The sequence below is a fragment of the Streptomyces sp. B3I8 genome (assembly GCF_030816915.1).
In the GTDB taxonomy this organism is placed as follows: domain Bacteria; phylum Actinomycetota; class Actinomycetes; order Streptomycetales; family Streptomycetaceae; genus Streptomyces.
Genome location: NZ_JAUSYN010000002.1, coordinates 6,631,406 through 6,657,248, shown reverse-complemented (window position 1 = coordinate 6,657,248; position 25,843 = coordinate 6,631,406). Strand labels below are relative to the sequence as shown.

Annotated in this window: 26 protein-coding genes and 1 pseudogene; 8 read left to right on the top strand and 19 right to left on the bottom strand. The window is 65.7% G+C overall.

Features of this window, described 5'->3' with window-relative positions; genetic code table 11:
• Nucleotides 1-119 precede the first annotated feature (119 nt).
• Entirely contained in the window at nucleotides 120-1,085 is a 966-nt protein-coding gene (locus QFZ64_RS31650; protein ID WP_307070903.1) for an IS3 family transposase, read from the top strand.
• Here QFZ64_RS31650 and QFZ64_RS31645 read toward each other — a convergent pair.
• The 10 genes from QFZ64_RS31645 to QFZ64_RS31600 all read right to left on the bottom strand — a co-directional run bounded on the left by QFZ64_RS31645 (nucleotide 1,042) and on the right by QFZ64_RS31600 (nucleotide 11,505).
• The gene (locus tag QFZ64_RS31645) at nucleotides 1,042-1,797 is read right to left on the bottom strand and encodes an SDR family oxidoreductase (protein ID WP_307070902.1); all 756 of its coding nucleotides are present in this window, start codon (nucleotides 1,795-1,797) and stop codon (nucleotides 1,042-1,044) included. The two genes, QFZ64_RS31650 and QFZ64_RS31645, sit on opposite strands and share 44 nt — an antisense overlap.
• 115 nt (nucleotides 1,798-1,912) lie before the next feature.
• The gene (locus tag QFZ64_RS31640) at nucleotides 1,913-2,788 is read right to left on the bottom strand and encodes an SDR family NAD(P)-dependent oxidoreductase (RefSeq protein WP_307070901.1); all 876 of its coding nucleotides are present in this window, start codon (nucleotides 2,786-2,788) and stop codon (nucleotides 1,913-1,915) included.
• Nucleotides 2,785-3,258, bottom strand: coding sequence for a nuclear transport factor 2 family protein (locus QFZ64_RS31635; protein ID WP_307070900.1), 474 nt, complete (start codon nucleotides 3,256-3,258; stop codon nucleotides 2,785-2,787). Before QFZ64_RS31635 ends, QFZ64_RS31640 begins: the two co-directional genes overlap by 4 nt.
• Nucleotides 3,259-3,278: 20 nt before the next feature.
• Nucleotides 3,279-4,055 carry an SDR family oxidoreductase gene (locus QFZ64_RS31630; protein ID WP_307070899.1) on the bottom strand — a complete coding sequence of 259 codons (777 nt, stop codon included), beginning with the start codon at nucleotides 4,053-4,055 and terminating at the stop codon, nucleotides 3,279-3,281.
• 53 nt (nucleotides 4,056-4,108) lie between these two features.
• Nucleotides 4,109-5,134: an ABC transporter permease gene (locus tag QFZ64_RS31625; protein WP_307070898.1), complete on the bottom strand. Its 1,026-nt coding sequence runs from the start codon at nucleotides 5,132-5,134 to the stop codon at nucleotides 4,109-4,111.
• Nucleotides 5,131-6,732 (bottom strand): sugar ABC transporter ATP-binding protein, encoded by a 1,602-nt coding sequence (locus QFZ64_RS31620; protein WP_307070897.1) that lies wholly within the window; start codon nucleotides 6,730-6,732, stop codon nucleotides 5,131-5,133. Before QFZ64_RS31620 ends, QFZ64_RS31625 begins: the two co-directional genes overlap by 4 nt.
• 16 nt (nucleotides 6,733-6,748) lie before the next feature.
• Nucleotides 6,749-7,897 (bottom strand): substrate-binding domain-containing protein, encoded by a 1,149-nt coding sequence (locus QFZ64_RS31615; protein WP_307070896.1) that lies wholly within the window; start codon nucleotides 7,895-7,897, stop codon nucleotides 6,749-6,751.
• A 503-nt stretch (nucleotides 7,898-8,400) separates the two neighbouring features.
• Nucleotides 8,401-9,321, bottom strand: coding sequence for a VOC family protein (locus tag QFZ64_RS31610; protein ID WP_307070895.1), 921 nt, complete (start codon nucleotides 9,319-9,321; stop codon nucleotides 8,401-8,403).
• An 8-nt stretch (nucleotides 9,322-9,329) separates the two neighbouring features.
• A complete protein-coding gene (locus tag QFZ64_RS31605; protein WP_307070894.1) occupies nucleotides 9,330-10,220 on the bottom strand; it encodes a fumarylacetoacetate hydrolase family protein in 891 nt (296 codons plus the stop codon).
• A 280-nt stretch (nucleotides 10,221-10,500) separates the two neighbouring features.
• A complete protein-coding gene (locus QFZ64_RS31600) occupies nucleotides 10,501-11,505 on the bottom strand; it encodes a LacI family DNA-binding transcriptional regulator (RefSeq protein WP_307070892.1) in 1,005 nt (334 codons plus the stop codon).
• Between the two features lie 107 nt (nucleotides 11,506-11,612).
• On the opposite strand from QFZ64_RS31600, the gene hisD reads away from it, so the two are divergent.
• Nucleotides 11,613-12,920, top strand: a complete 1,308-nt coding sequence (gene hisD / locus QFZ64_RS31595) for a histidinol dehydrogenase (protein ID WP_307070891.1) — start codon at nucleotides 11,613-11,615, stop codon at nucleotides 12,918-12,920.
• Complete coding sequence (locus QFZ64_RS31590; protein ID WP_307070890.1) at nucleotides 12,899-13,702, top strand: SDR family NAD(P)-dependent oxidoreductase; 804 nt, start codon at nucleotides 12,899-12,901, stop codon at nucleotides 13,700-13,702. The genes hisD and QFZ64_RS31590 overlap by 22 nt, the downstream gene beginning before the upstream one ends.
• A 209-nt stretch (nucleotides 13,703-13,911) precedes the next feature.
• Here QFZ64_RS31590 and QFZ64_RS31585 read toward each other — a convergent pair whose 3' ends face one another.
• Both QFZ64_RS31585 and QFZ64_RS31580 read right to left on the bottom strand, forming a co-directional pair.
• Nucleotides 13,912-14,187: a hypothetical protein gene (locus tag QFZ64_RS31585; protein ID WP_307070889.1), complete on the bottom strand. Its 276-nt coding sequence runs from the start codon at nucleotides 14,185-14,187 to the stop codon at nucleotides 13,912-13,914.
• A 461-nt stretch (nucleotides 14,188-14,648) separates the two neighbouring features.
• A pseudogene (locus QFZ64_RS31580) lies at nucleotides 14,649-15,838 on the bottom strand (IS110 family transposase).
• 198 nt (nucleotides 15,839-16,036) lie between these two features.
• Between QFZ64_RS31580 and QFZ64_RS35490 the strand changes: the two are divergent.
• The gene (locus QFZ64_RS35490) at nucleotides 16,037-16,753 is read left to right on the top strand and encodes a transposase (RefSeq protein WP_373430699.1); all 717 of its coding nucleotides are present in this window, start codon (nucleotides 16,037-16,039) and stop codon (nucleotides 16,751-16,753) included.
• Here the strand turns inward: QFZ64_RS35490 and QFZ64_RS35485 are convergent.
• On the bottom strand, nucleotides 16,667-17,209 hold the full coding sequence (locus QFZ64_RS35485) for an ATP-binding protein (protein WP_373430698.1): 543 nt from the start codon (nucleotides 17,207-17,209) through the stop codon (nucleotides 16,667-16,669). The two genes, QFZ64_RS35490 and QFZ64_RS35485, sit on opposite strands and share 87 nt — an antisense overlap.
• A 154-nt stretch (nucleotides 17,210-17,363) precedes the next feature.
• Here QFZ64_RS35485 and QFZ64_RS31570 point away from each other — a divergent pair, with 154 nt between their 5' ends.
• On the top strand, nucleotides 17,364-18,029 hold the full coding sequence (locus QFZ64_RS31570) for a GntR family transcriptional regulator (RefSeq protein WP_307070887.1): 666 nt from the start codon (nucleotides 17,364-17,366) through the stop codon (nucleotides 18,027-18,029).
• A 115-nt stretch (nucleotides 18,030-18,144) separates the two neighbouring features.
• A complete protein-coding gene (locus QFZ64_RS31565) occupies nucleotides 18,145-18,783 on the top strand; it encodes a TetR/AcrR family transcriptional regulator (RefSeq protein WP_307070886.1) in 639 nt (212 codons plus the stop codon).
• Between the two features lie 128 nt (nucleotides 18,784-18,911).
• Here the strand turns inward: QFZ64_RS31565 and QFZ64_RS31560 are convergent, their stop codons facing one another.
• Complete coding sequence (locus QFZ64_RS31560) at nucleotides 18,912-19,859, bottom strand: alpha/beta fold hydrolase (protein WP_307070885.1); 948 nt, start codon at nucleotides 19,857-19,859, stop codon at nucleotides 18,912-18,914.
• Nucleotides 19,860-20,000: 141 nt separating this feature from the next.
• On the opposite strand from QFZ64_RS31560, the gene QFZ64_RS31555 reads away from it, so the two are divergent.
• Nucleotides 20,001-21,194, top strand: a complete 1,194-nt coding sequence (locus tag QFZ64_RS31555) for an MFS transporter (RefSeq protein ID WP_307070884.1) — start codon at nucleotides 20,001-20,003, stop codon at nucleotides 21,192-21,194.
• Between the two features lie 141 nt (nucleotides 21,195-21,335).
• On the opposite strand, the gene QFZ64_RS31550 is transcribed toward QFZ64_RS31555, so the two are convergent.
• Nucleotides 21,336-21,701, bottom strand: coding sequence for a hypothetical protein (locus tag QFZ64_RS31550; RefSeq protein WP_307070883.1), 366 nt, complete (start codon nucleotides 21,699-21,701; stop codon nucleotides 21,336-21,338).
• A gap of 189 nt (nucleotides 21,702-21,890) precedes the next feature.
• Between QFZ64_RS31550 and QFZ64_RS31545 the strand changes: the two genes are divergently transcribed.
• Nucleotides 21,891-22,732, top strand: a protein-coding gene (locus QFZ64_RS31545; RefSeq protein ID WP_307070882.1) for an IS5 family transposase whose coding sequence is annotated in 2 segments (ribosomal slippage) — nucleotides 21,891-22,266 and nucleotides 22,266-22,732 — 843 coding nt in all. Because the reading frame shifts where the segments join, the coding sequence is not laid out codon by codon here.
• Between the two features lie 5 nt (nucleotides 22,733-22,737).
• Here the strand turns inward: QFZ64_RS31545 and QFZ64_RS35480 are convergent.
• The 4 genes from QFZ64_RS35480 to QFZ64_RS31525 form a co-directional block, all read right to left on the bottom strand.
• Complete coding sequence (locus QFZ64_RS35480; RefSeq protein ID WP_373430697.1) at nucleotides 22,738-23,142, bottom strand: hypothetical protein; 405 nt, start codon at nucleotides 23,140-23,142, stop codon at nucleotides 22,738-22,740.
• Nucleotides 23,143-23,238: 96 nt separating this feature from the next.
• A protein-coding gene (locus tag QFZ64_RS31535) for an IS5 family transposase (protein WP_307070879.1) occupies nucleotides 23,239-24,056 on the bottom strand; the annotation gives its coding sequence in 2 pieces (ribosomal slippage) (nucleotides 23,239-23,708 and nucleotides 23,708-24,056; 819 coding nt in all).
• A gap of 50 nt (nucleotides 24,057-24,106) precedes the next feature.
• Nucleotides 24,107-24,924 (bottom strand): IS5 family transposase gene (locus tag QFZ64_RS31530; RefSeq protein ID WP_307070879.1). Its coding sequence is split into 2 segments (ribosomal slippage): nucleotides 24,107-24,576 and nucleotides 24,576-24,924, totalling 819 coding nucleotides; the frame shifts between segments, so codons are not numbered across the junction.
• Between the two features lie 50 nt (nucleotides 24,925-24,974).
• Nucleotides 24,975-25,774, bottom strand: a protein-coding gene (locus QFZ64_RS31525) for an IS5 family transposase (RefSeq protein ID WP_307071933.1) whose coding sequence is annotated in 2 segments (ribosomal slippage) — nucleotides 24,975-25,436 and nucleotides 25,439-25,774 — 798 coding nt in all. Because the reading frame shifts where the segments join, the coding sequence is not laid out codon by codon here.
• Nucleotides 25,775-25,843 lie beyond the last annotated feature (69 nt).

Genomic DNA, 25,843 nt, shown 5'->3' with positions numbered 1-25,843 from the left:
ATCCCGGGTCATCGGCGGCCGGCTCCGGCATCGCCCGGAGCCGGGCCCCCGCCGAGACGATCCTGAGCATCGACGCCAGGCACGTGTCCCTGGCCTGATGGAGTTCCGCGATCCTGCGCTTGCGGGCCTCCAGCCGCGGCACCACGAGCCACCCGGTCCCCACCGTCGTGACCAGCGCGGTCACCAGCGCGACCCCCACTGTCTCCCACGTCCCCGGCTCCGCCGCCGTACCCCACCTCTCCCCGCCTTGGGCACCGGGCACCGGCTGGCGCATCTCGGTGAACACCGTCGCGAAGCTGATGGCTGAACTCAGCCTCCTTGCCCGGAAAGTGAGACGCCGGAGCGGGCGGACCAGGCCGGGGAAGCGGCCGACCACACCGGATTTCGTCAAGAGGGACTTCACCGCCGAGGAACCCGACTCCGTCTGGGCAGGCGACATGACGGAGATCGTCACCGAGGAGGGCAAGCTCTACCTCGCCACGGTCATCGACCTGTTCCCCCGACGCCTGCTCGGCTACACGATGGGCACCCGCCACGACGCGGACCTGGTCGTGGCCGCCCTGAACATGGCCGCGGCCGCCCGCCGCGGTGACATGAGCGGCGTGATCTTCCACAGCGACCGCGGGCCGGAATACACCTCACGGAAGTGCGGCCGTGCCTGCCGCAAACTCGGCGTCTTCCAGTCCATGGGGCGAGTCGGCTCGTGCTTCGACAACGCCGTCAGCGAGGCGTTCAACAGCGTGCTCAAGGTCGAGTACGTCCACCGTCACACCTTCCGCACCCGCGCAGCGGCCCGAATCAGGATCGCCACCTGGATCACCGACTTCTACCACACCCGCCGACTACACAGCGTGTGCGAGTTCACAAGCCCGATCAACCACGAGAACGACCACCGAGCCGGCCTCACAGTGAGGCCGGCGGCATGGGAAGGACTCCACTATCCGAGGGGATCGACAGGGTCACTTCGCGAGAGGGCACCCGCCGCCACTCCTTGCGGCGGCGGGTGCCGGTGCGTCGAACCGGCAGCTCGTCAGGTCGCAGTCACACGGTGTAGCCACCGTCTACGTTCCAGTTGGCGCCGGTGACGTACCAGGCCTCGGGCCGGGCAAGGTAGGCGATTGCGCTGGCGATGTCGTCAGGTCTGGCGTACGAATGGGTGGCCATCAACTCCTTGGCCCCAGCGGCGAACTTTGTACCGTCAGGATTCATGTCCGTGTCGGTGGGGCCTACCTGGACGTTGTTCACCGTGATGCCACGCGACGACAACTCACGGGCGAGGCCTCGGTTCAGCCCAGCGACAGCTGCCTTCGTCATCGCGTACACCGACAGCCCATCGACCGGCACCCTGTCGGCGTTGATGCTGCCCACGGTAATGATGCGGCCCCCCTCCTCAAGGAAGGGCACAGAGGCCTGCACGGCCGCAAACACGCCCTTTACATTGACCGCCACCATCCGATCGAACTTTTCCAAGGAATACTGCTCTACACCGTCAATGAGGTTCAGCCCGGCATTGTTCACCAAAATGTGCAGACCACCGAGTTCGGAGGCCGCTCGGCGAACGGCGGCTTGGACGGCTGCCGCATCCGCACTGTCCGCCTGAATAGCCAGTGCCTTGCCTCCGGCCGCAGCGATCTCCTCGACCAGAACGTCAGCGAAAGCCTTCCCCTTGACGTAGGTGAAGGCCACCTGCGCGCCTTCGCGAGCAAGGCGGCGAACGACGGCTGCTCCGATCCCTCGTGAGCCTCCGGTAACCAATGCCACCTTGCCTTCAAGGGCCATGTCTGCCTGCTGGGTCATATGTGTCACCTTTCAGGGAGACAGTTAGACAATCCATGTCATAGTGGTGCGAGGGCTCGGGCGAGTGCGGGGCGGTGGCTTTGGCATAGGCCGTATCGCCACCGCCGCTGGACGATCACTTCAGGCGGGCAGCAGAGCCGAATCTCGGATCGATGTCATCGACTCCCATGATTTCGAAAGCCTTCCCGACGACCTCACCAAGATCTCGGGAAAAGACGGAGGTGAGTCCCCCGTCCACGATGAGGTACTGGCCAGTGACAAAGCTGGAGCGATCGCTGGCCAGGTAGAGCACGGCGTTTGCGATGTCGCGCGGGTCGCCGCCGCGGCCCAGCGGGTGGAACTCTGCGAACGGCTCGCGAAGGGCTTCGACGAAATCCTCGTAGAGGGCCGGGTCCAGCTTCGTCCCTCGCGCCATGATCGGTGTACGCGTCATGCCGGGCAAAACGACATTGGATCGAATTCCGTATTGCGCGAGTTCCGATGTCGCAGTTCTGGCGACCTGGATGACGGCTGCCTTCGCGGCATCGTACGACGGTGCTGCAAAGCCACCCTGGATGCCTGCGATGCTCGAGAGTGACACGATACTGCCGCCGGTCCCCTGCAGTCTCATCTGTCTGCCAGCGTACGTATGTCCCAACACCACGGAGCGCAGCAGCAGGTCGCAGGTACGGCTGAACCCGTCGGGGTCGAGATCCAGCAAGCCGGTCGGTTCCCCGACAGCGCCAGCGTTGTTCACCATGATGTCGAGCTTCCCGAAGGCTGACACCGCGGAGGCCACCAGCGCCTCAATGTCGTCGGCACGTCGCACGTCGGTGCGTTGGAACTGAACATCGTCGCCCAACTCTTGCTTGAGCTTCTCGCCGGCGACATCGTCGATGTCGCCGACAACGACCCGGGCTCCTTCTGCGAGGAAGCACTCGACGACCGCGCGGCCGATTCCGCTGGCACCGCCGGTGATCACCGCGACCTTGCCCTGCAGTTCCGCGGTCACGACTGTGCCTCCTGTGCTTCGCCGCCTTCGGACCGGCAGGCCGCTCTGTACTGCGGAACGTGCCAGTAGAAGGCTCGGAACTCGGTGATCCGCCCGTTCTTCACCGTCACTACCTGTGCCATCGGCTGATCGAGTGTCTCGCCTGTCACGCGGGAGCGCGTGACAAGCTGGCAGAGCACGACGACCTGATCAGCGTTCTCGAAGAACACAGGGTGCTGAACATCGACGATGTCCCAGTGCCGGCTCATCTCGATGGACCAGCCCTTGAACCCTTCGTAGCCGATCCAGTCACCGCCCCAGGGCAGATCGGGCGACTGGTGCAGGATTACGTTGGGGTCGAGGGTCGCGCCCATCTCGTCGAAGCTCGCTCCGGCGAGGGCGCCTCCCGCGGACATGTAGATCCGCTCTGCCCGGTAGAACTCTTCAAGCACGTCGATGGCGCGCGCATCGGCGCCCAGCGGTGAATTCATCGTGAGTCCTCTCTCGTACTTCATCGGTTAGGCCGCGTGTCCTGATGGTCCTTGACGGGGCCGAAGGCTGGCGTGCCGGCGGTCATGCCGCCGTCAATCACAAATTCGGCTCCGGTCACAAAGCTCGATTCATCGCTGACGAGGTAGACGACAAGTGCGGAGATCTCCTCTGGCTCGGCGCCTCGACCGAGCGCCCCACCCCCAAGGGCAGAGACGTCATACCCGGAGATCATCGGTGTATGAACGACGCCGGGATGCACGGAATTCACTCGCACTCCATCCACCCCGACCTCCATCGCAACCGACTTGGTGAGGCCTCGAACGCCCCATTTGGCTGCGGTGTAGCCGTGGAGTTCCGCGGAGCCCTGCAGGCCGGCCGTCGAGGAGATGTTCACGATGGACGAGGGAGTCGCCCGCTTCAGGGCTGGAAGTGCTGCGGTGATACCGAGGAAACATCCGGTGAGGTTGATGCGCAGAACCGTCTCCCAGTCCTGCTCACTGTACTTACCGATCGCCCCGAAATTCGTGATTCCGGCGTTGTTGACCAGTGCGCTGAGGGAACCGAACTCCCGCTCGGCGAGGGCTACAGCTGCCTCCCAAGCCTCGGCGCTGGTTACGTCAAGATGCGCGTAGAGGGCGGTTGGGCCGAGCTCCCGTGCCAGGTGTTCGCCCTCTTCGTCACGCACGTCGCCGATAACGACGCGACCGCCTTCAGCAACGATCGCACGGGCATGCGCTGCCCCCATCCCCCGAGCTCCGCCGCTGATCAACGCAACTTTCGTTGCCAGTCTGTCCATGACGTCTTCTCCCTGTGCATGGTTTCGCGAGTCTCCATGAACCGGCCGCGCGGTCAGAGAGGTCTGCCACGCAGGTATCGGGTCAGAGCGACAGCGAGCAGCAGGGCCGTACCGTTGAAAGCCGGCTCGACCCAACTCGGCAACCCCAGCAGGTTCAGCCCTGTCACTCCGGTTGCCAGGGTCACCACAGCGGTCAGAGTGCCCCACACGTTGAACTGCCCGACGCGGAAGCTCGTCGCTCCAAGGAATGCCGCGGCGAAGGCCGGCAGCAGGTACGACGGCCCCACCGATGGGTTGCCGCTGCCGAGTTGACCGGCCTGCACCACACCGGCGATGCCGGTGAGTGTGCCGGCAAGGACGAAGGTGACGACCGTGACGCGGTCGGAGTTGATACCCGCCAGTCGCGCGGCGTCCTTGCTGCCACCGATGGCACTCATATAGCGCCCGAAGGGCGTGCGCTGCAGGAGGAGCCAGACGAACACGGACACGACTGCCACGTAGAGAATGGGCGCAGGCACGCCCCACGGAGCGGACGAAGAGATCTTGAGGATCTCCGGCGGCACTCCCAGGAAGATCACCGTGCCGCCCGAGTACGCCAGCACAAACGCCCCGATCAGCGCCGACGTGCCGATCGTGGCAATGAAGGAGTTGACTTTGGCTCGTGCGACGAGAAGCCCGTTCATGAGCCCCACCGCCGTCGTCGCCGCGATCGTCAACGGTACGGCAAGGGAGAGCGGCACCTTGCCATGGGCGCTGAGGCCGGGCAGCAGTAGTGCAGCAAGACCCATCTGAGCGCCGAGCGAGAGGTCGAACTCGCCGATCACGAGCGTCATCAGCGCGGCCAGCGCCACGAGGGCCAGCACAGACTGAGTGCTGAGGATGGTCCTCGCGTTGTCCCATGTTGCGAAGGTTTCGGGCAACACAATTGAAAATGTGACCACGAATACCAGCAGTAGGCCGGGGAGAGCGAATCTGGAGGCGGCGGCCATACGCATACGCACGTCGATGACCTGAGTAACTTCGGACTTCAGAGCGGCTTCAGCACCGGCCGGGGGTGCCACTGCGTTGGATGTTCTCACAATGCCTCCTTAGACGTTTGGCTGGCTATCAATTCTTGTGCGTTTCCGGCGACGCCGAAGGCCGCAGCAGAAATGTGGCTCGCGGTGAGCGAGCTGCCGGCAAGTTCTTCACTGATGCGACCGTTCCGCAGAACATAGACGCGGTCACACAGTGAGACGAGGTTGTCGAAATCGCTGTCGATGACGAGAAGGGCGGTACCGGATGCCGCTGCCTGCTGGAGCACTGAAAATATTTCAGCCTTTGCCCCGATGTCGACGCCCTGCACGGGTTCGTCAAGGATCAGTACCTGCGGGGAGCGCGCGAGCCACTTCGCCAGGACGACCTTCTGCTGGTTTCCGCCTGAGAGGGTGTCGAGGCGGCTGTCCGGGTCCGCAGGGCGGATGTCGAACCGCTCGATCGCCTCACGCACTCGCCTCCGTTCTTGGCGTAGTGAGAGCAGCCCGGCTCGGCCGACAGCCGGTTTTGCCATGGTCACGTTCTCGGCGATGTTCATGGTGAGGACGCATCCCTCACGACGCCGATCTTCAGGAACGAGGGCAACGCCAGCCCGGATTGCCTGCCGGGGGGATGAGCCAAAGATCGGCTTAGCGTCGACGGAGCGGGCTCCTGCCGTCAGCGGCTGTGAGCCGAAGAGGAGCCGGGCCAGTTCGCTACGACCGCTGCCGGCAAGTCCTGCGATGCCGACGATTTCACCGGCGCGCACGTGCAGACTCGCGTTGCGGACCCGGCTCCCGGACAGCCCAGCAGCGTCGAGTACGACAGGGCGATCAGCGTGCTTTGACGCCGTGTCCATCGTAGCTGCTGTCGCGGGGAATCCGCTGGTCTCCCCGCTGCGCGCCGAGTGTCCGATGATCATCGAGGCGAGAGATTCGCGTGTCGATTCCGCAATGGAGCAGGTTTCGACTTTGTGTCCGTTGCGGAGGATTGTCGCGCGCGTCGCGATACGAAATACCTCCTCGAGCCGGTGCGTCACATAGCCCACGCCCACGCCCGCTGCGGTTACGCGACCGATCGCCTCGAAGAGGAGCTCGGCGTCCTGGTCCGGGAGCGCAGCTGTCGGTTCGTCGAGGATGAGGCAGGACATCCGCCCGGTCTCGAGGCCATGCCGGTGCTGGAAGGCCCGGGCGATGGCCAGCAGAGAGCGCACCGTGGCCGGGAGATCACGCACGACGGCGTCCGGTGAGACTGCCAATCCGAATTGCTCGAGGATTTCTTCGGCGCACCGGCGCTGCCTGCTCCAGCGGATCACGGGACCCGACCTTTCGAAGCCTGACCCCAGGGCAAGGTTCTCCGCGACGGTCATGTCATAGACGAGGCCGAGATCCTGGTGCACGAAGGCGAGTCCGAGGTGATGGGCTTCGCTGGGCGTGTAGGAGTGGGGCAGTCTTCGGCCGTTGACGTCTACGGCACTTCCCGCGTCGGGCCGGTGGACGCCGGCGAGGCACTTGATGAGCGTTGATTTTCCGCAGCCGTTCTGCCCAAGCAGGGCGTGGACCTCACCCGGGGCGATTTCGAGCGAGACGTCATTCAGTACCCGAACACCACTGAACGTCTTGCTCAGCGATTGGATGGAAAGTGCTGCCGGCCCGTCGGGCACATGGAGCGCTGTAGCCTCAGCCATGCCAGGCCTTGAGATAGGCGGCTCGGTAGTCGACATCACCACTCCAATTTCCGTTGTGTGCTTCTTCAGCGTTCGTTGCGTCAAAAAGACGGATCGGGACCGTGTGCTTGACGAGCGACTGGCCGGCGAATAGGCGGTTCAGGTTGTCGATGGCGGCATAGGCCTCCTGCTCGAAGCTGATCGCGATGGTGGCTTTGATGTAGCCACCTGCTTTGATCACTTCGAGGTTTGCACCATCACCGTTGGAGGCAACCATGAAGGCCTTATTCTTTCCGTCGGTGAGGTTTGCCTGCCGTAGACCCGTGAGTACCTGCAGACCAGCGAAATCGAAGCTGACCCAGAAGGCGTTGAAGTCGGGATTGGCTCGGGCGAGTGACGCGCCTTCGGAGGACAGAGTTGTGGTGGCGTTCGCCACTTGGAAGTCTTTGTGCTTCAAAACCCGGCAATCACCGTCAGCGTCGGCGCACTCGCCCATGAAGCGCTGGAATCCTCGTGCCCGAGCCCCAAGATTCGACAGCGCCGGATCATTCATCGTGAGGAAGTGCGCGTGTCCCTTTGTCTGCAGGTAGGCATACTGAGCGGTGAGATACCCGAGATTCTCGAAGACTGCGATCGGAGGCTGCACATCCGCGTAGTATTCGCCCTTGGTGTCTCGTGTTTTGAGATCCCAGCAAGCGGCACAGGTTACGGGGATGTGTGCACTCTTGGCTGACTGAAGTCCGCTGCCGACATCGGTGGGATCGAGCGAGATGAGCACGATCGCATCGGGGCGGGTCGTCACCGCCTGTTCAAGTTTTTGATTGGCGACGGTCGGCGAGCCCTGTCCGTCGTAGGTTATCGAGGTCCAACCGGCGTCTTTCGCCGCGGCGTGCAGGGCCCGTGCGGTGCGCAGCGCTCCTGTCTCAGCAAGCGTGACCGCGACGACCGCAATTCGTTTTCCTGGAACCGCTGCGGGGCCGACGATGTTGAGGGGCCCTTGAGGCGCCTTCGCAGCCTCGATCGACTCTCGCACGGAATGATCGAAGCCCGGCTCGACGGTTCCGGTGTACGCGCTGCTGGTGGGGGTCACGGTGCAGCCGGCTACGACAAACGACAGAATAAGGGCCAGAGCGATCGGGATACCGCGGATTTGGAACATCATTGTCCTTTGGTCAAGCTAAGGGCTGTCCCGTAATCCCCGGCGGATCAGCGCGCGGCGTCAGATGCGGTGCATCGCAAGGCGGAGGGGCGTCCGCATACTGGACGTATGCGGACGTCCCGACAACGCGGCGAGGTGCCGTAGCTGTCGTCGCGCGCCCGCCGGGGATCACGGGACACCCCTTAGGGCTGCACTGAGAGCGTGGGCGCCTTCCGTGTGAAATCACGGGACAGTGGTGCCCGTGCTGGATGACGCCGTCAAAGGCGCTGTCACCGGCTCACATCCAGCGGCAGCGTTTTGTGTAGACGATGCCGGGATCAGCCTGAAGATCACGACAGAGCTAAGGCACCGGCATGACTATGAGACCTAGGCAGCACCCGAGTCAGCAGCACGTCGGCCTTGCTGAGCCGCAGAGCCGGCCGCCGATCGGGTCGTGACGGAAAACCTTGAATCGCACCTATCCCGACGGATTGGGACGTCGAGGACCGGTCGGCGACCGGGGCACGTCAGCCCTGGTGACTGTTGATCATCAAATCGGCCAGGTCTTCTGGATTGATGAACGACGGTGGGGGCGGCGGGCCCCACTGAAACAGTCCCTTCGCCCCTTCAAGGATCTCTGGTGTCCACAGCGCGTCCTCGGGGATGGAGTCCATGTCGCTGTGGTACTCGGCGAAGTTGCCGGCGGGGTCCTTGAAGTACCAGAAGAAGTTTGACCCTGCGTAGTGCCGGCCCATTCCCCATACGTGGCGCTCGGGGTGGTCGGCGAGAAGGTCCATCGCACCACGCCCGATCTCGTCGACGTCGTCGACTTGCCAGCTGGTGTGATGAAGGAAGGGAACCGGCGCCCGCTGGATGAGGACGTTGTGGTGGTCGGTGGAGCATCGCAAGAAGACACCGAGGTCCCGAACGATGTCGCTCACCTTGAAGCCCAAACCGCGGGTGAAGAAGGCAAACGACGCGTCGTACTCCGTTGAGCCGAGGACGAAATGTCCGAGCCGACGCGGTCGTACGCGGCCGGAACGCTGCAGCCCCGGCGTTCGGGCGTTCACCCGGTCAATGCGGCCACGTCCGTTTACTGGAGATGCCGGCGCTGGTTCTTGCGTGAGACGCGGCATGACCCGGAGAACGATGCGGGTACCGGTGCCCGGGTCATGGCACACCAGCGTTTCTCCGGACGCCGTGCTCTGGACACCAAGCCGGGTCAACGAGCGCTGAATGGCGGCGAGATCGTCGAGCGTGTCGACGGTGAAGAGGGCTTCCAGCAAGCGGCGGCGGGGGGCTGCAGCCAGCTTCAGCTGCTCTTCCCCGTCCGTCGTGGCGAATGACCACCCGGTGGACCTCGTCAGCCCGAAATCTTCGTAGAACGCGGCCGTCGCATTGAGATCAGGTACTCCCAGCGTGACCCTGCGCAGTCCGTTGATTGCCATGGCGAGACTCAGAAATTCGCGGAAATCGGCTGTGCGTCATGCTCACGCCGTCGGGTGAGCAAGCGCTGTTCAATGCTCCCGACACCGCCCACCCAACTGGTGAGGATGTTGCCGTCTTGCAGGTAGCGAGGCGGCTTGCGGCCGGCGCCCACACCGGACGGAGTACCCGTGAAGATCACGTCTCCCGGGTACAGCTCAACAATGCGGGAGAGCCGGGCGATCAGCTCGGGAACCGGGAAGATGAGTTCCCGGGTGCGTCCCAGCTGTACGGTCTCGCCGTCTATGGCGCAGCCGATCTCAAGATCATCGGGATCGTCGAGTTCATCCACGGTGACCAGGCTGGGACCGATCGGCGAGAAGCCGGCATGCGACTTGGCCAGGCTGAACTGAGGAGCAGGTCCGCTGTGCTGAAACTCCCGCTCAGAGAGATCCTGCCCCACAGAGACACCGGCGACATGGTCCCATGCACGGGATTCCTCGATATTGCGCCCGCCGCGGCCCAGGACCGCGACGAGCTCCACCTCCCAGTCGACCGATCCTGCCGGAAGCGCCACGTCGCCGTAGGGTCCGCTGATCGATGACGTGAACTTCGTGAAGATCACAGGATGTGGGGGCTTGTCAAAGCCGGACTCGTCGGCGTGGGCCGAGTAGTTGAGTCCGACCGCGAAGATCTGCGGCGGCCTGGGTACAGGCGAGCCCACGACGGTGCGGTCGGGCAGCGGCTCAGCCAGGGCCGGCTTTCCCAGGGATGTCTCGGAGTACCACTGCGTGAAGGCCGACCAGTGGCCATAGATGGCTTGCGGATCGGCGCTGAACCGTCCGTTGCTCGCGGATTCCACGTCGTGGAGCCCGTCCTGTGCTTGGACGTACAGACGCCCGGCCACGTTCATCAAACGCATGTTCTCTCCTTGTACAGACAGCCTATGTGACTGCCATCACCTCGCTGCCCTCCATGAAACCCCTGCGAAATCGAAGAGTCAACATAGTTTCGAAATTTTCTGGCAGTAGCTTGTTCTTGCTGGATCTTCAACAGTTCAGAGTGAGGCGTCGGCTTCGATGCCGTCTGGACGCTGGACTCCTCGCAGGTCTCTGACCTGCTCTGCCCGTCGGTTCCGCCCGAACCAACAGCGCAGCCCTGGACGTGTGGCGACAACACGCCGGGCGCCGGTGGGGTCAGAGTCAGGCAGATGCAGGAGCGTGCGTACCACGCAGCATGAGTGACACCGCTATGCGCTGCTCCGCCGGGGGCAACCCGGGCCGCAGCATCTCCGCCATCAGGAGCTCGACGGCCGCGTTCGCCAGGACCTCGAGGTCACAGCGCACTGTGGTGAGATCGATGATCGGCCAGGAGGCCATCGGAATGTCGTCAAACCCGATGACCGTGAGTTCGTCAGGCACGGCGATCCCCCGCTGCCGAGCGGCGGAGAGCACACCCAGCGCGATGACGTCATTGCCGCAGACGATTGCAGTCGGCCGGTCGCGGCTGCCGAGGAGGTCATGCGCGGCCTCCTGTCCGGCCTTGTGGTCGAAGACTGTGCGCCGGACCAGGTCACGAGGGAGGCGGATGCCGTGCAACCGCAATCCGGATCGGAGCGCCTCAGCCCGCTCGCGTCCGGTCGAGGTCACGACCGGTCCCTGCACGGCCCCCACTCGATGGTGGCCGAGGCCGGCCAGCAGCTCGGCGATCGCCGCTGTCCCGCCGGTGTTGTCGACCGAGCAGCTCGGAGACTCCGCGACATCCAGCACACGGTTGACGAGCACGTGCGGGATACCGCGCTCGGACAGGTCCCTGGGGAGAGTTGACCGCCGCTCGGTTGTCGTGAGGATCACGCCGTCGTACGACCCGTCCGCAAGGACATCGAGCCCCACGGCCCGATGCTCGGAATCGGTGACCACCACAGTGCGCAGATCACGCTCGGCCAGGCGGCGGCGCAGCGGCTCCACCAACTGCGGATAGTAGGGGTTGGTCAGCTCTTCGGAGACCACCGCGATCCGCCGGGTGCTCCGAGTGGACAGTGATCTTCCCGAGTCGCTGGGGATGTAAGAGAGTTCGGCGGCCGCCCGGAGCACTTTCTCCCGTGTCTCCGGGGAAGTGCCGGGGATGTTGCGCAAGGCCCGGGACACCGTCGGCTGCGACACTCCCGCGCGCCGTGCCACGTCGAAACTGGTCACCTTCTTCGCCATGTGACCGCTCCTGATGCGCCGACGCCAACGACCTCGTTGACAAGTATACGTATGCAATCGAAGGTGACTGCCCTGACGGACATGGCTGAACAGACAAGGAGAGGCACATGGTCAAGCAGGTGAAGTCCGCGCGGCCCGCGGTACAGGACAGTGACCGGTTGAAGGCAGTGCGCGAGACCGTCGTAGACATCATCGCCGACATCCGCGAGCGCGGTGATGTCGCCGTGCGCGAGTACTCCGAGCGGTTCGACAAGTGGTCGCCGGAGTCCTTCCGGCTGGACCAGGAACAGATCGCCAGGATCGTCGAGACCGTTCCCGCTCAGGCCATCAGCGACATCAAGACGGTTCAGGAGCGGGTCCGGACCTTCGCCCGGCACCAAAGGGCCTCGCTCACCGACTTCGAGGTGGAGACGGAGCCGGGTGTCTTCCTGGGGCAGAAGAACATCCCGGTGGGCTCGGCGGGCGCCTACGTCCCAGGCGGTCGCTACCCGCTCGTCGCCTCAGCGCACATGACCGTCGTGACCGCGAAGGTGGCCGGCGTCGAACGGGTCACCGCGTGCACACCGCCGATCCACGGAGAGATCCCCGCCGCAACCGTCGCGGCGCTTCATCTGGCCGGCGCTGACGAGATCTTCCTGCTTGGCGGTACGCAGGCCGTCGCGGCGATGGCCGTCGGCACCGAGACCATCCGGAAGGTCGACATGCTTGCCGGGCCCGGAAACGCCTATGTCGCCGAAGCCAAGCGGCAGTTGTTCGGCGAGGTCGGTATCGACCTGTTCGCAGGTCCGACAGAAACCTTGATCATCGCCGATGAGCACGCAGACCCGTTCGTCATCGCGGTCGATCTTCTCAGCCAGGCCGAGCACGGGCCGGACTCCCCCGCCGTGCTGATCACAACGTCGGAGTCCGTGGCGCGCCGTGTCATCGAGCTGGTCGAGGAAATACTCGTCGACATGCCGACGGCCGATTTCGCGGGCGTGGCATGGAAGGAGCATGGCGAGGTGCTGGTCGTCGAAGACCTCGATGCCGCCTACGCGCTGGCTGACCAGTACGCCTCCGAGCATGTGCAGATCCTCACCGACAACCCTCGTGAGGCCTTGGAGACGATGCGCAACTACGGCGCGCTGTTCCTCGGCGAGGGCACCTGCGTCTCCTACGGTGACAAGGTGATCGGCACCAATCACACCCTCCCCACCCGTGGCGCGGCCAACTACACGGGCGGGCTCTGGGTGGGGAAGTACCTCAAGACGGTCACCTACCAGGAGGTGACCGACCAGGACGCCAGCGCGGCCCTGGGCCGGCTGTGCGGCCGTGCCGCCCGCGTCGAGTTCTTCGAGGGCCACGCCCGCTCCGGTGACGTCCGAGCGCACAAGTTCGCCGGTGAGGAGCTCCCGTGGGCACCGGCAAGCCTGTGACCGGCCACTTCGAAGGTTCGGCGCAGACCATCGCCGGCCGCACGGCCTTGATCACCGGAGCGGGAAACGGCCTCGGCCGGGCGATCGCGCTCGAACTCGCGGCCCAGGGCGCGCGGGTCATCCTGACCGGCCGCAGGAGGAGCACGCTGGATGCCGTGGGCCTCGAAGTCGGCAAGGACGTGCGCGCGGTGACCGTCGACACCTCCAGCGAGGAGTCGGTTGCTTCGCTGGCCAAGGAGCTGGCGGACGAAGAGATCTCCATCCTGGTCAACAACGCCGGCATCGCGGGCCCGGTAGCATCCCTGACCGGCATCGCCGTGCAGGATTGGGACGACGTCTTCGCGGTCAATGTCCGCGGTGTCTTCCTGATGTGCAGGGCGTTCCTGCCGCCGATGATCGGGCGTGGCGGCGGGGATGTCATCAACCTCGCCTCCGTGAGCGGGAAGCGGCCCCTGGCCCGGCGCACGCCGTACACCGCCTCGAAGCTCGCGGTCATCGGCTTGACGACGACGTTGGCACATGAGGTCGGTCCGCTCGGCGTCTCCGTCAATACGCTGTCGCCCGGACCGGTGGATGGACCGCGGATGGACCGCAACTTCGCTCTCGAGGCCCAGCGCACCAACACGACCGTCGAGGAAGCCCGCAAGGAGTACGTCTCACGTGCGGCTCTGAATCGGATGGTGACCGAGCATGAGGTCGCACTCGCTGTGACCGCGATGCTCAACATGCCGGGGCTCTGCGGCGCTGATATCGACCTGTCCGCAGGAATGGCGGCCCGCTGAGATCTCGCCCCGAGGTGGCAGACGTACGGACCCTGCAGCTCGCTCGGCTCTCGCGTCCGTCCGTCTGTCCATCCGCATGGGGCGCCCTCCTTGTCGTCCGGGACCGCACCGGGCGGCCGACAAGGGTGAAGTGAAGGTTCCGCTGTGCGGTCCCGGCTACCGATGGAGCGCGCCCCTTCAGCATCGGGTGAGCACTTCGTCAGCTCGAGTCAAGGAGAACGGGAGCCCTTCTCCCATGTGATCCATCCCTCGTCGATCACCCTCTGAAGTTCGTCGCGGTAGCCCGCGGCAGCATCCGCCTGACCACGGACGACGGCAACGGGCCGCTCACCCTCGAACCGGGCGAGGTCGCGCTCCTGAACAGCCGGTCGTGGATCGAGGTCCGAGGAGGAGACGACGGTGAGTCCGCTCACGAGGTCGACGTTTCGAGCCCAGCCTATGCCTCCGTACACGAAGGCGGCGCCTACATGGTCTTCGGCGGTCACATCGTCCTCTAGACGATCGGCTGGTCCCTCCCGCTGGCGGCGCTTCCGCCGGTCGGGCACATCCGGGCCGCGTCCACTACCGTCCCCCTACGGCCCAGGCTCGATCAGCTCCTCGACGAAGTGTCCGGCCACCGCATCGGCTCCGCCTTCGCCGTCCGCCAGCACGGACAATTACTGGTGCTGGACATGCTGCGTGTCTACCTCGGACAGGCCGAGCTTTCCCCGCTTGCTGCGCGTGCTCACCGACGAACAACTGCACCCAGCGGCGACCCTCATGCACGCCGAGCCGGGCGCAGCCTGGCGGCTGGAGACACTGGCGCGGACAGCAGCCATGTCCCGCACGGCATTCGCCACGCGCTTCCGGGCAGTGGCGGACATGCCACCGCCCACCTATCTCAACCGCCGGCGGATGCTGTTGGCACAGCAAACCCTGCGCACGGGGGGTGCCTCTATGTCTTTCGTCAAGCGAGGCGTGGGGTTCGGGGTTCGTAGAAGGTGCCGTCGCGGAGCATCGCGAACAGCACGTTGACCCTCTGGCGGGCCAGGCGGAGTAGGGCCTGCGTGTGGGTCTTTCCGCGGGCTCGGCATCGGTCGTAGTAGGTGCGGGAGGCGGGATCGTGCAGGGCGGCGAAGGCGGACAGGATCATCGCGCGTTTGAGCTGCCGGTTGCCGCCTCTGGGCGCGTGCTCGCCGTGGATCGAGGTCCCCGACGACTTCGTGGTCGGGGCGAGGCCGGCGTAGGAGGCGAGGTGGGCGGCGGTGGGGAAGCTGGTGCCGTCGCCGACGGTGACCAGCAGGTGGCGGCGGTCCTGACGCCGACGCCGGGCAGCGACGTCAGGACCTTTGAAAGAGGGTGGTCCTCCAGCAGGGTTGTGATCTGGGCTTCCGTGGCTCGTCGCTGTTCGTGGACGGCGCCGAGTGAGCGTGCCGGCGAGGGAATCTCGATGTCGAGGGTGCCGGTGCCCGGGACCACGACGGTCTGCTCGTCGAGGGCCTCGAAGATGTCGTCGATCAGCCGGTTCGCCATCCGGGGCGCCTTGGGGCGGATCACCTCAAGCAGCCTGCGGCGTCCGGCTTTTCGCAAGCTGGCCGGGGATCCGTAGCGTTCCAGCAGCCAAGTGACGGCTTGATGGTCGAGCCGGGGGGCCGAGGACGCGTTCCAGGCTGGGGGGAACTGGGTGAGCAGGCCGCGGACGCGGTTGCTGGTGCGGGTGGCCTCGGCCGCGAGGTCCTGGTCGAAGCCGACCAGAACGGTCAGCTCGGCGGTCACCTCCAGCGAGCGCAGGGTGTGCGGCATGGTGCGGGCCGCGTCTGCGATGACCGCGGCGTCCTTCGCGTCGGTCTTCGCTTCGCCGGGGTAGAGGTCGGCGATGCGCCGCATGGCGAGTCCGGGCAGGTAGGCGACCTTGCAGGCCGCGTCGCGGGCGACCGCGAGGGGCAGGGCGCCTATGGGTGCGGGTTGGTCCACGATCACCAGGACGGTGCCGAACTTGGTCTTCAGCTTGGTGAAGACGTCCCGCAACTTCGGTTCGTTATTCGGGAGTTGCTTGTCGAAGACCTTCTTGCCGGCCGGGGTGAGTCCGTGTCCGTGGTGAGCGCTCTTCCCGACATCCAGGCCCAGGAAGACGCCTATCTCATCGTGCTCGTTCAAGCCGTCCTCCCGAACGGGACATGCGGTGCCGGCCTGGGCGTTGGCGTCGTGCGCGCATCCACGTTATGCAGACCTGTCGCCCGTGTGCGGCCGGGCATTGCACTCGGCCGGGCGGTAGTCGGACCTCTGACGTGTTGAATCGGTGCCAGACACGCGGTCTGCAACCGTAGCGTCCAGGGTGCCGGTCAGCTGGGCACCGTGCTCGCCGCCAAGCTCCTTGGACACGTCGGGGACGTCACACGCTTCCCGACCGAGCACCACTTCGCCAGCTACACCGGCACAGCGCCCCTGGACGCTTCCAGCGGCAGGAACACCCGCCACCACCTCAACACCGGAGGCAACCGCGCGCTGAACTGCGTGCTGCACATCATCGCTGTCTGCCAGATCCGCGACGGCGGCCGAGGCCAGGACTACTACCTGCGGAAAATCGCCGAAACAAGACACCAGCCGAGGCCCGAAGGGCCCTCACACGACGCCTGTCGAACGTCGTCTATCGCACCCTCAAACACGACCGCCACACGACTCTCGCTACGGCCTCTTGACACACAGAGGCACTCATCATCGTCTCCAACGGCGCCTCTCGAGCCCGGTGGCACCCCCCCAGGTCATCGGTTCGACGGGGGGGGGACCAGCCATGCCGGGCCCGGAGGCCAGCGGCCCTCTTGCAGGACCGCGGAAAACATAACGGGGGACGTCCCCGTCGGCGCGCTGGCATCCGCTCTGGGCTACGGCTCGGAAAGCGCCTTCAGCACCGCGTTCGAACGCGAGGTTCGGAGTGCCGCCGCTGCGGTACCGGAAGTGCGTTCGCGAGGAGGCGGTCAAGCCCGGTCAGGATGGCGCCGAACTGCTCGAGCCGGGGAATCCGTCACCGCGTTCGGCCCCTGGACGCCGATCGCGACCAGGCCGCGGTCCTAGCGGCTGGTCAGCCCCCCGCAGGCCGACGCGGACCGTATGGCCGTCACGGTTCTGAGTGACCTCAACCCACTGCGCGAGGCACTCCACGATAGTCATGCCCCGACCATGCTCAGCAGGATCGTCGTCGGCTCGCTCGCAATCGTCCCGCAGCCGTTCGCCAAAGTCCACGACCTCGATGTGGAGCGTTTCCTGATCGTGGAGCAGAAACAGCGTCGTCGAGGCACGGCCGTGCTGGGCGGAGTTCGCGGTGAGCTCGCTGACGACGAGAACGGCGGAGTCCCGCTCGTCCTCCGAGAGTCCCCACCGCCCGAGGACGTCGTCGGTGAAGTGGCGGAAGGTGCGCGCGGACGCCCTTCGTGACTGCAGAGCCAGGACGGCCTGCCGGGGAGAGGCGCCGGCCGCGCCCTTCAGTGGTACTCGACGAGTCAGGTCCGCCGGTGCATCGGAGACAAGCATGATGGGTCCTCTCGGTCCCCGGGGCGTTCTGCTGCTGCGAGTCCAAACGCCTTGACAGCAGCTCTCACCAATTCAGCATCATCCTGTAGATTCGATGTTTCAAGAGATTTTCGAAACTTTACTAAAATCATGAATCGTGACTACAATCTGCGACATGGACAAGCGCGCTTCGACGAAAACCCGCACGGGTGACACCTACGACCGGCTGCGCGCCGACATCCTCGGCGGCCACTGGCGGCCCGGTGATCGGCTAAAATTCGCACTTTTGAGCGAACGGTACGAGGTCAGCATCGGTGTGATCCGGGAGGTTCTCAGCCGCCTCGCCGAGCAAGGTCTCGTACGCGCCGAACCCCAGCTGGGATTCAGGGTCACCCCCATCTCCGCCACCGACCTCGAAGACCTGACCGCAGTCCGTGTCGACATCGAGGGGCTGGCTCTGCGCTACTCCATCGACCGCGGCGATCTCGACTGGGAGGCGCGCCTCGTCGCGGCCCACCACGCGCTGGACCGGACACAGCGCATCGACCCCGAAGACCCCACCCGGCTCAGCGACGAGTGGGCGGCCGCCCACGCACGTTTTCACGACAAGCTCCTGAGCGGTTGCGGCAGCCCGAGACTGCACGCGATCGCACGGTCGGTCAGGGACGCCGCCGAGTTGTACCGACGATGGTCGGTACCCCTTGGCGAGGAGAAGACGCCACGCGACGTCGAAGCCGAACACCGCGAAATCCTCGAAGCCACCATCGACCGCGACGCCGACCGGGCCGTGGCGGCACTCACCAAGCACATCAGCATCACCACGCGACTCATCCTCGAGTAGCAGGACGGCCACCCCTCAGATCTCATTGATTCCGGATTGAATGATCCGGTATTGACAGCATTCAAACCCATCTGTCAATCTGGACCATTCAATCCGGAACTTGAGGAGGTCTGCCGTGTCACCTGCCGGCCGCCCACGCACCTTCGACGAGGAACTCGTCCTCGAAGCAGCGATGCTGCTGTTCTGGCGGCAGGGCTACGAGGCGACCTCACTGGCGCAGCTGCGGGATGCCACAGGGCTGTCCTCCGCGAGCTTGTACGGTGCCTTCGGCTCAAAGGAAGGGCTGTTCACCCGGGCCGTGGAGCACTACATCGCCGGACCGGGCAGCGTCACCGACGTCATCGCGGACGAGTCGCTGAGTCCGTATCAGGCCGTCGCACAGTTGCTGCACGGTTCGATCGACATGCAGACCGACCTCTCCCACCCCCGCGGATGCCTGGTGGCCTTGTCGGGAACAGTGGAAGCACACGGCACAGAAGATGCCGGCGTCCGGGAAGCCGTCGCGGCGCGCCGCGCGACCGACCGCGCGCGCGTCAAGGCTGCCGTGACCCGTGGCATCGCCTTGGGCGAACTCGCCAAGGACACCGACACGGACGCGGTCACCACCATGGTCCACAGCTTTCTGCTCGGCATCTCCACCCAGGTCTGCGACGGCGTCTCGGCCCAACAGTTGCACATGGCAGCGGACGCTCTCCTCTCACTGTGGAACGCTCCTGCCAAGAGCGCGGCCGAGACCCGCCCCGGGGACCGGTAGCGGCCCTCCTTGACCGGCTCCGGCAAGGGGTGTTGACCCGGTTCGACTGTTGCCCGGCGTACAGCCGTACACCGGGCTGCCGTTGGTTGGCTCGGTCCGCCGTGGCGGTCGGCCACCGCGCGGCGATGTCAGCCAGCGGTGCGGTAGGTCTCGAGGAAGGGCCGCAGGGCGTTGAGGAACGCTTCCGGGGCTTCCTCCGGCACGAAGTGCCCGCAGTTGGGGATGACGACACTGCTGACATCGTCGGCCAGCGAGCGAACCTCGTTCTCCATGTTCTCTCCGCCCAGAGCGTCACCGGCGACCGACAGCACGGGGATCGTGAGCTTCGTCTTCTTGCGCAGGGCGCTCTGCGTGATTGTCGCGTCGATTGCCCGGTAGTACTCAAAGCTGGCCCGCAGTGCTCCGGGCAAGCGCATGGCCTGGACGTACACGTCCACCGCGGTGGACGGGATGGCCGTGGGGGTGGCCGCTTTGGTGGCGAACTGGTGGCCGAGGTAGAGGTGTTCACGCCCCTGGACCAGTTGCTCGTTGATGTCGTGGGCGCGGTTGAAATTGAAGTGCCACAGGAAGTCACTCGTGCGCCGGTCACCCAGCAGCGGAGGCGACGGCAAGATGCCAGGAATGATCGCGTCCACGAGCGCCATCCGATGGATGCGGCCGGGTGCGTCAGCCGCCATGGCGTAGCTGGTCCACATGCCGATGTCGTGACCGACGACAGCGAACCTGTCGTGGCCGAGCAGGCTCATGAGCTGGTGGAAATCCTGTGCACACGTTGCCGAGTCGTACCCGGTGGACGGTTTGTCGGAGAGGCCGGTGCCACGCGGGTCGGCGACCACGACCGTGTATTGCTCGGCAAGCGGCAGCATGACGTGACGCCACTGGTACCAGAACTGAGGCCAGCCGCTGATCAGGAGCAGGGCCGGCCCCTGGCCTCCGGTGACGGTGTGCAGACGCACTGAGCCAGTGTCCATGTACCGGCTGGAGAAGACGTCGGGAAAGCCCGCCGGCAGGTCCGGTACGCCGGTGACGGAACCGAAGCCTGTCGGCTGGGCCTCATGGGGAGATGCGGTGGTCATGTGGGCGGTGAATCCTTTCCGGGCAGGAAGCCGCGGATCACGGTCCAGATTTTGGATTGATCGATCCGATATTGACATCCCGCACCCGCTGACGTCAATATCGGATCAGTCGATCCGAAAATAAGTGAGGAGATACCACCCGTGTCCACGGCACCTCCCGCTACGGCCCCACCGCGGGCCCGCAGCAGCTTCCCCCTGTCGGCCTTGACCGTGATGGCCTGCACCGGATTCCTCGTGATCACGACGGAGACACTGCCGGCCGGGCTGCTGCCCCAACTGGCTGCGGGGCTCAACGTGTCCGAGGGGGGCGCGGGCCAGCTGGTGAGCGCCTACGCGCTCGGCACGGTCCTCGCAGCCATACCCGCGATCTCGCTGACCCGTGAGGTCCGGAGACGGCCCCTGCTGCTGGCAGGCCTGTTCGGGTTCCTCGTGGCGAACGCCGTCACCGCCCTGGCTCCGTCCCTCGCGGTCGCCCTGTCCGCCCGGTTCATCGCGGGTGCCTTCTCCGGTCTGCTCTGGGGCATGCTCGCCGGGTACGCGCGCCGTATCGCGGCGCCCCGGCACACCGGGCGGGCCCTGGCCGTCGCCATGGCCGGAACACCGGTGGCACTGTCTGTCGGAACACCGCTGGGAACCTGGCTCGGCAGCGCGGTCGGCTGGCGGTGGTCCTTCACCGCCATGTCGCTGCTGGCCGCCGTCATCATGGCCGCCGCACGCGTCCTCGTGCCCGACGTCGCGGGGCAGCGCACGATGACGCGGCTGCCACTAACGCGGGTGCTGAGACTCCCCGGAGTGGGGACCATCCTCACGGTCGTCCTCGTGTGGATGCTCGCCCACAATCTCCTCTACACCTACATCGCGCCATACCTGCGCGAGGCACGGATCACGCTCCGCCCGGACCTCGCCCTGATCGTCTTCGGCCTCGCCGCACTCGCCGGGATCTGGATCACCGGTCTGTTCATCGACCGCGCGCTGCGCACACTCACACTGGCGAGCGTGACGCTCTTCGCCGTTGCCGGAGCAGTACTCATGGCCATCCAGGGGTCTCTCATCGCCGCGCTCGTCGCCATCGTCGTATGGGGCATCGCGTTCGGCGGGGCGGCGACGCACCTTCAGACAGCCATGAGCGAGGCCACGGGCGAGAACGCCGACGTGGGAAACTCGATGCTCACCACCTCCTTCAACCTCGCGATCTTCGGGGGCAGCGCTCTCGGCGCCCTTGTGATCGAAGACGTCGGCGCCGCGATGCTGCCCGCGGGGGTAATCGCTCTCGCGCTCCTCGCCCTCGTCATCGTCAGCTGCGGACGGCGCGCGGCCTTCCCCCGAGACAGGTAAGGGAGTCTTCCAGCCGGCACCTCAACGCGGTCATCGGCTGCTGCCCACAGGCACCGCCGGTTCGGCCACAGAACATGTGTCTTGAGTTCGATCACGCCTCACACAGGTCACACAGGTCGGCCTGGCGGCTGCGCCCGCTGGTCAGGTCGTCGCTGGTGCTCCGACTGTCATGCGGGCGACAACGCGGTACTGCTCGGCCAGGTGGGCGGGGCTGAGTTCTCCGCCTGGGCGATACCACTGGGAGACACCGGTGCACATCCTCACGACCGCGCGGCTTACCTCGCGAGGGGAGGGCGTGCTGAAGAGCCCGTTGGCCGCTCCCTCTTCGGGGAGTGCGTCCATCAGGCGCTGCTGGCGGCTCCGCGCGGCGATGTGCTCCGCGCGTCCGCCGCCCTCGCGTTCCCACAGATCGTTCATCGCGAACCGCCAAATGGCCCTGAGCAGCGACTGCTTGGAGATGTAGTGGTGATGAAGACCCGGCACAGACAGGTCGGCGGCGGTGGCCACTTGCGAATCGTCGTTCCGTGGTAGCCCTGCTCAACGAAGCATGTCTGCGCTGCCCGCAGTATCGGCGGTAGTCGCTCAGCAGTGAAGTCGCGCCAGGCCGAGGCCGTCGTCACATCCTGCGTCGACATCGCGGATTTCCTTCTCTGACGCCTAACTGATCGTTTCAGAATGAGTTGAGCCGCAGGTCTTGTGCTCGTCGATCTTGGTCGGCAGGGTGTCCAGGTACGAGCTGATCTTGTTCCTGACGACCCGTGGGAGCGTGTGGCCCCGCAGCTGCCGTCTGCTCCCGCACGGCGCCGCCGTCATCCCGGACGGTTGCGAGTTCCCGACCGAGTAACCCTCGCCGGTGTCCTATTTGTGCTGCGGACCGGTGTCGCATGGCGTGATGTCCCGGCGGAGACGGTGGGATGCTCTGGAGTGACGGCCTGGCGCCGGCTGCGGGACTGGACCGAGGCCGGCGTCTGGCCACGCCTGCATGCTGCCCTGCTGGCCGAACTTCGCCGCACCGACCTGCTGGACCTGGATGACTGCGCCGTGGACGGCTCGCATGTCCGGGCCCTCAAAGGGGGGATCATGTCGGCCCCCCGCCTGTCGACCGTGCCCGCCCCGGCTCCAAGCACCATCTGATCGTCGACCGGCACGGAACCCCGCTCGCCGTCACGCTCACCGGCGGTAACCGGCACGACGTCACCCAGCTCCTGGCCCTGCTGGACGCGGTCCCACCGATCCGGGGACTGCGGGGACGCCCCCGTCACAAGCCCCGGCGGCTCTACGCGGACCGGGGCTACGACTTCGACAAGTACCGCCGCCTGCTGTGGAAGCGCGGCATCAAACCCCTGATCGCCCGACGCGGCGTCGCCCACGGCTCCGGACTGGGCAAGGTGCGCTGGGTGGTCGAGCGCGCCTTCGCCTGGCTCCACCAGTTCAAACGGCTCCGCACCCGCTACGAACGACGCGCCGATCTCCACCAGGGCCTGCTCGAGCTGGCCTGCAGCCTCATATGCCTGCGCCGCCTGCGAACCTCATCCTGAAGCGATCAGTTGGCTACGCTGAACCACCCCGGCCGCACCTCAGTCAGAAGCGGTTGCAGCGACCGCACTGCGGCCCGCAGGTCCTGATCCGTGACGTCAAGAGGATCCGGCAGGCTCAGCCCGTACCAGCGCAGTCGCCAGAGGTCGAAGACTTCGCTCCCGTCGGCTTCGAAGTCCACATCAACCTCAATACCGTTGTCGCTCACGAAGCGGCACCCTGCCCCATGAACCGTGTAGGAGTAGGCGCCGACGTGCCCACTCCGGCTGATGATCCGGCGCGAACGGACCAGACCGAGGACATCTGCCAGTCGCTCAAGCGAGGGGATAGCTACCCTCATGGCCTCGTCAATCGTGCTCAAAGCGCGGACGTAACCGAGCACGAGGTCTCGTGCGGCCCCAACCCGTTCCATACGGCGTCCCCCAGAGCCTGTGGCTGAAGAGATTGTTCCATGGGCCGCCAGCGTCTTCGCAGGACGGCATTCTGAAACGATCAGTTAGACCGTGTCCTACGTGGTGTGTCGAGCGAGTCGCTTGTAGCAGCAGAGGGCGGCTGCGAGGCCGAGGAAGGCCAGGTAGTTGCGGGGGTGGCGTTCGTAGCGGTGGTTGAGTCGGCGGTAGCCGGTCAGCCAGGACATGGTCCGCTCGATGACCCATCTGCGGCGGCCTAACCGTTCGCTGGACTCGACTCCCTTGCGGGCGATGCGCACGCCGATGTGTTTGCCCCAGAGCCATTTCCTCAGGTGAGGTACGTCGTATGCCTTGTCGGCGTGCAGGCGCTGGGGCTTGAAGTAGCGGCCGCGGTGGGGGTCGTGTCTCGTTTGGTGACCGGCGACCATGGGTTTCAGCGCGAGGCTGTCGTGGGTGTTCGCGGCGGAGAGGCCGACGAGGAGGGGCAGTCCGTTGGCGTCGGACAGGATGTGCATCTTGGAACCCGGCTTGCCCCGGTCCACGGGGCTCGGACCTGTGAGTTCGCCCCTTTTTTAGCCCTCACGTGGGCGGAATCGAGAACGGCACGGGACAGGTCGAGCAGGCCGGCATCGTCCAGGCCGTGCAGGATCTCCTCGTGCAACCGTCCCCAGACGCCAGCTCTGGACCAGATCAGGAACCTGCGGTGGGCTGTGGACTTCGATATCCCGAAGCACGGGGGCAGCGCCCGCCAGGCGCACCCGGACACCAGCACGTAGATGATCGCCGCGAACAGCGTCTCATCAGGCGTGTCCTGCGTCCCGCCGCCCTGCGGCCGCACCTTCGACGGCGGGATCAGCGGCTCCGCGATCTCCCACAGCCCGTCCGGAACAATCCAACTCCACGTACCCCGCCCCATGACGAGCCCAACGAGCCAGCACCACGTAGGACACGGTCTTAGACCGTGTCCTACGTGGTGTGTCGAGCGAGTCGCTTGTAGCAGCAGAGGGCGGCTGCGAGGCCGAGGAAGGCCAGGTAGTTGCGGGGGTGGCGTTCGTAGCGGTGGTTGAGTCGGCGGTAGCCGGTCAGCCAGGACATGGTCCGCTCGATGACCCATCTGCGGCGGCCTAACCGTTCGCTGGACTCGACTCCCTTGCGGGCGATGCGCACGCCGATGTGTTTGCCCCAGAGCCATTTCCTCAGGTGAGGTACGTCGTATGCCTTGTCGGCGTGCAGGCGCTGGGGCTTGAAGTAGCGGCCGCGGTGGGGGTCGTGTCTCGTTTGGTGACCGGCGACCATGGGTTTCAGCGCGAGGCTGTCGTGGGTGTTCGCGGCGGAGAGGCCGACGAGGAGGGGCAGTCCGTTGGCGTCGGACAGGATGTGCATCTTGGAACCCGGCTTGCCCCGGTCCACGGGGCTCGGACCTGTGAGTTCGCCCCTTTTTTAGCCCTCACGTGGGCGGAATCGAGAACGGCACGGGACAGGTCGAGCAGGCCGGCATCGTCCAGGCCGTGCAGGATCTCCTCGTGCAACCGTCCCCAGACGCCAGCTCTGGACCAGATCAGGAACCTGCGGTGGGCTGTGGACTTCGATATCCCGAAGCACGGGGGCAGCGCCCGCCAGGCGCACCCGGACACCAGCACGTAGATGATCGCCGCGAACAGCGTCTCATCAGGCGTGTCCTGCGTCCCGCCGCCCTGCGGCCGCACCTTCGACGGCGGGATCAGCGGCTCCGCGATCTCCCACAGCCCGTCCGGAACAATCCAACTCCACGTACCCCGCCCCATGACGAGCCCAACGAGCCAGCACCACGTAGGACACGGTCTTAGGCGTCATCTCATTTGGTGAGTCTGCGGTAGCAGATGAGGGTGCAGGCGATGCTGGTGAAAGCCAGGAAGTGCTCCGCTTTGCGCTCGTAGCGGCGGTGCAGTCGGCGGCATCCGGCGAGCCAGGACATCGTGCGTTCTACGGTCCAGCGGTGCAGGCCCAGGCGGGTCGAGGACTCGGTGCCCTTGCGGGCGATGCGGTGCCGGATGCCGCGCCCGCGTAACCATCGCCGCAGGTAGTCGTAGTCGTATCCCTTGTCGGCGTGGAGCTTTGCCGGCCTGCGCCGCCGGCGTCCCCGACGAGAGCGGATCGGCGGTATGCCCTTCACCAGCGGGATCAGCGCCTGGCCGTCGTGGAGGTTCGCCCCCGAGATCCCGACGGACAGGGGCAGACCGGTCCGCTCGGTGACCAGATGGATCTTCGACCCGTATTTGCCCCGGTCTACAGGATTCGGACCTGTCAGATCCCCCTTTTCAGGGCACGCATGTTCACCGAGTCGATCGCGCATCGAGACCAGTCCAACTCGCCGCGGGAGCCGAGCTCGTCAAGTACCAGACGATGGAGTCTGGCCCACACCCTGGCCTTCGACCACTCGGCAAAACGCCGGTGAGCGGTCGCCCCCGACGGGCCGAACGACGCGGACGGCAACTGCTGCCACGTGCAGCCCGACGTGGCCACGAACACGATCGCAGCCAGAACCTCCCGGTCACCATGCCGCCGCCGACCGCCACCCTGAGGCCGGGACGGAGCCTCCGGAACCACCCGCTGGAACAGCTCCCACAACTCATCCGGCACCAGCCGCTCAACGATCGAAACCACGACCGATAGCCTACCGAACCAAATGAGATGACGTCTTACCAGTTGGTGCGTGATAGCGGG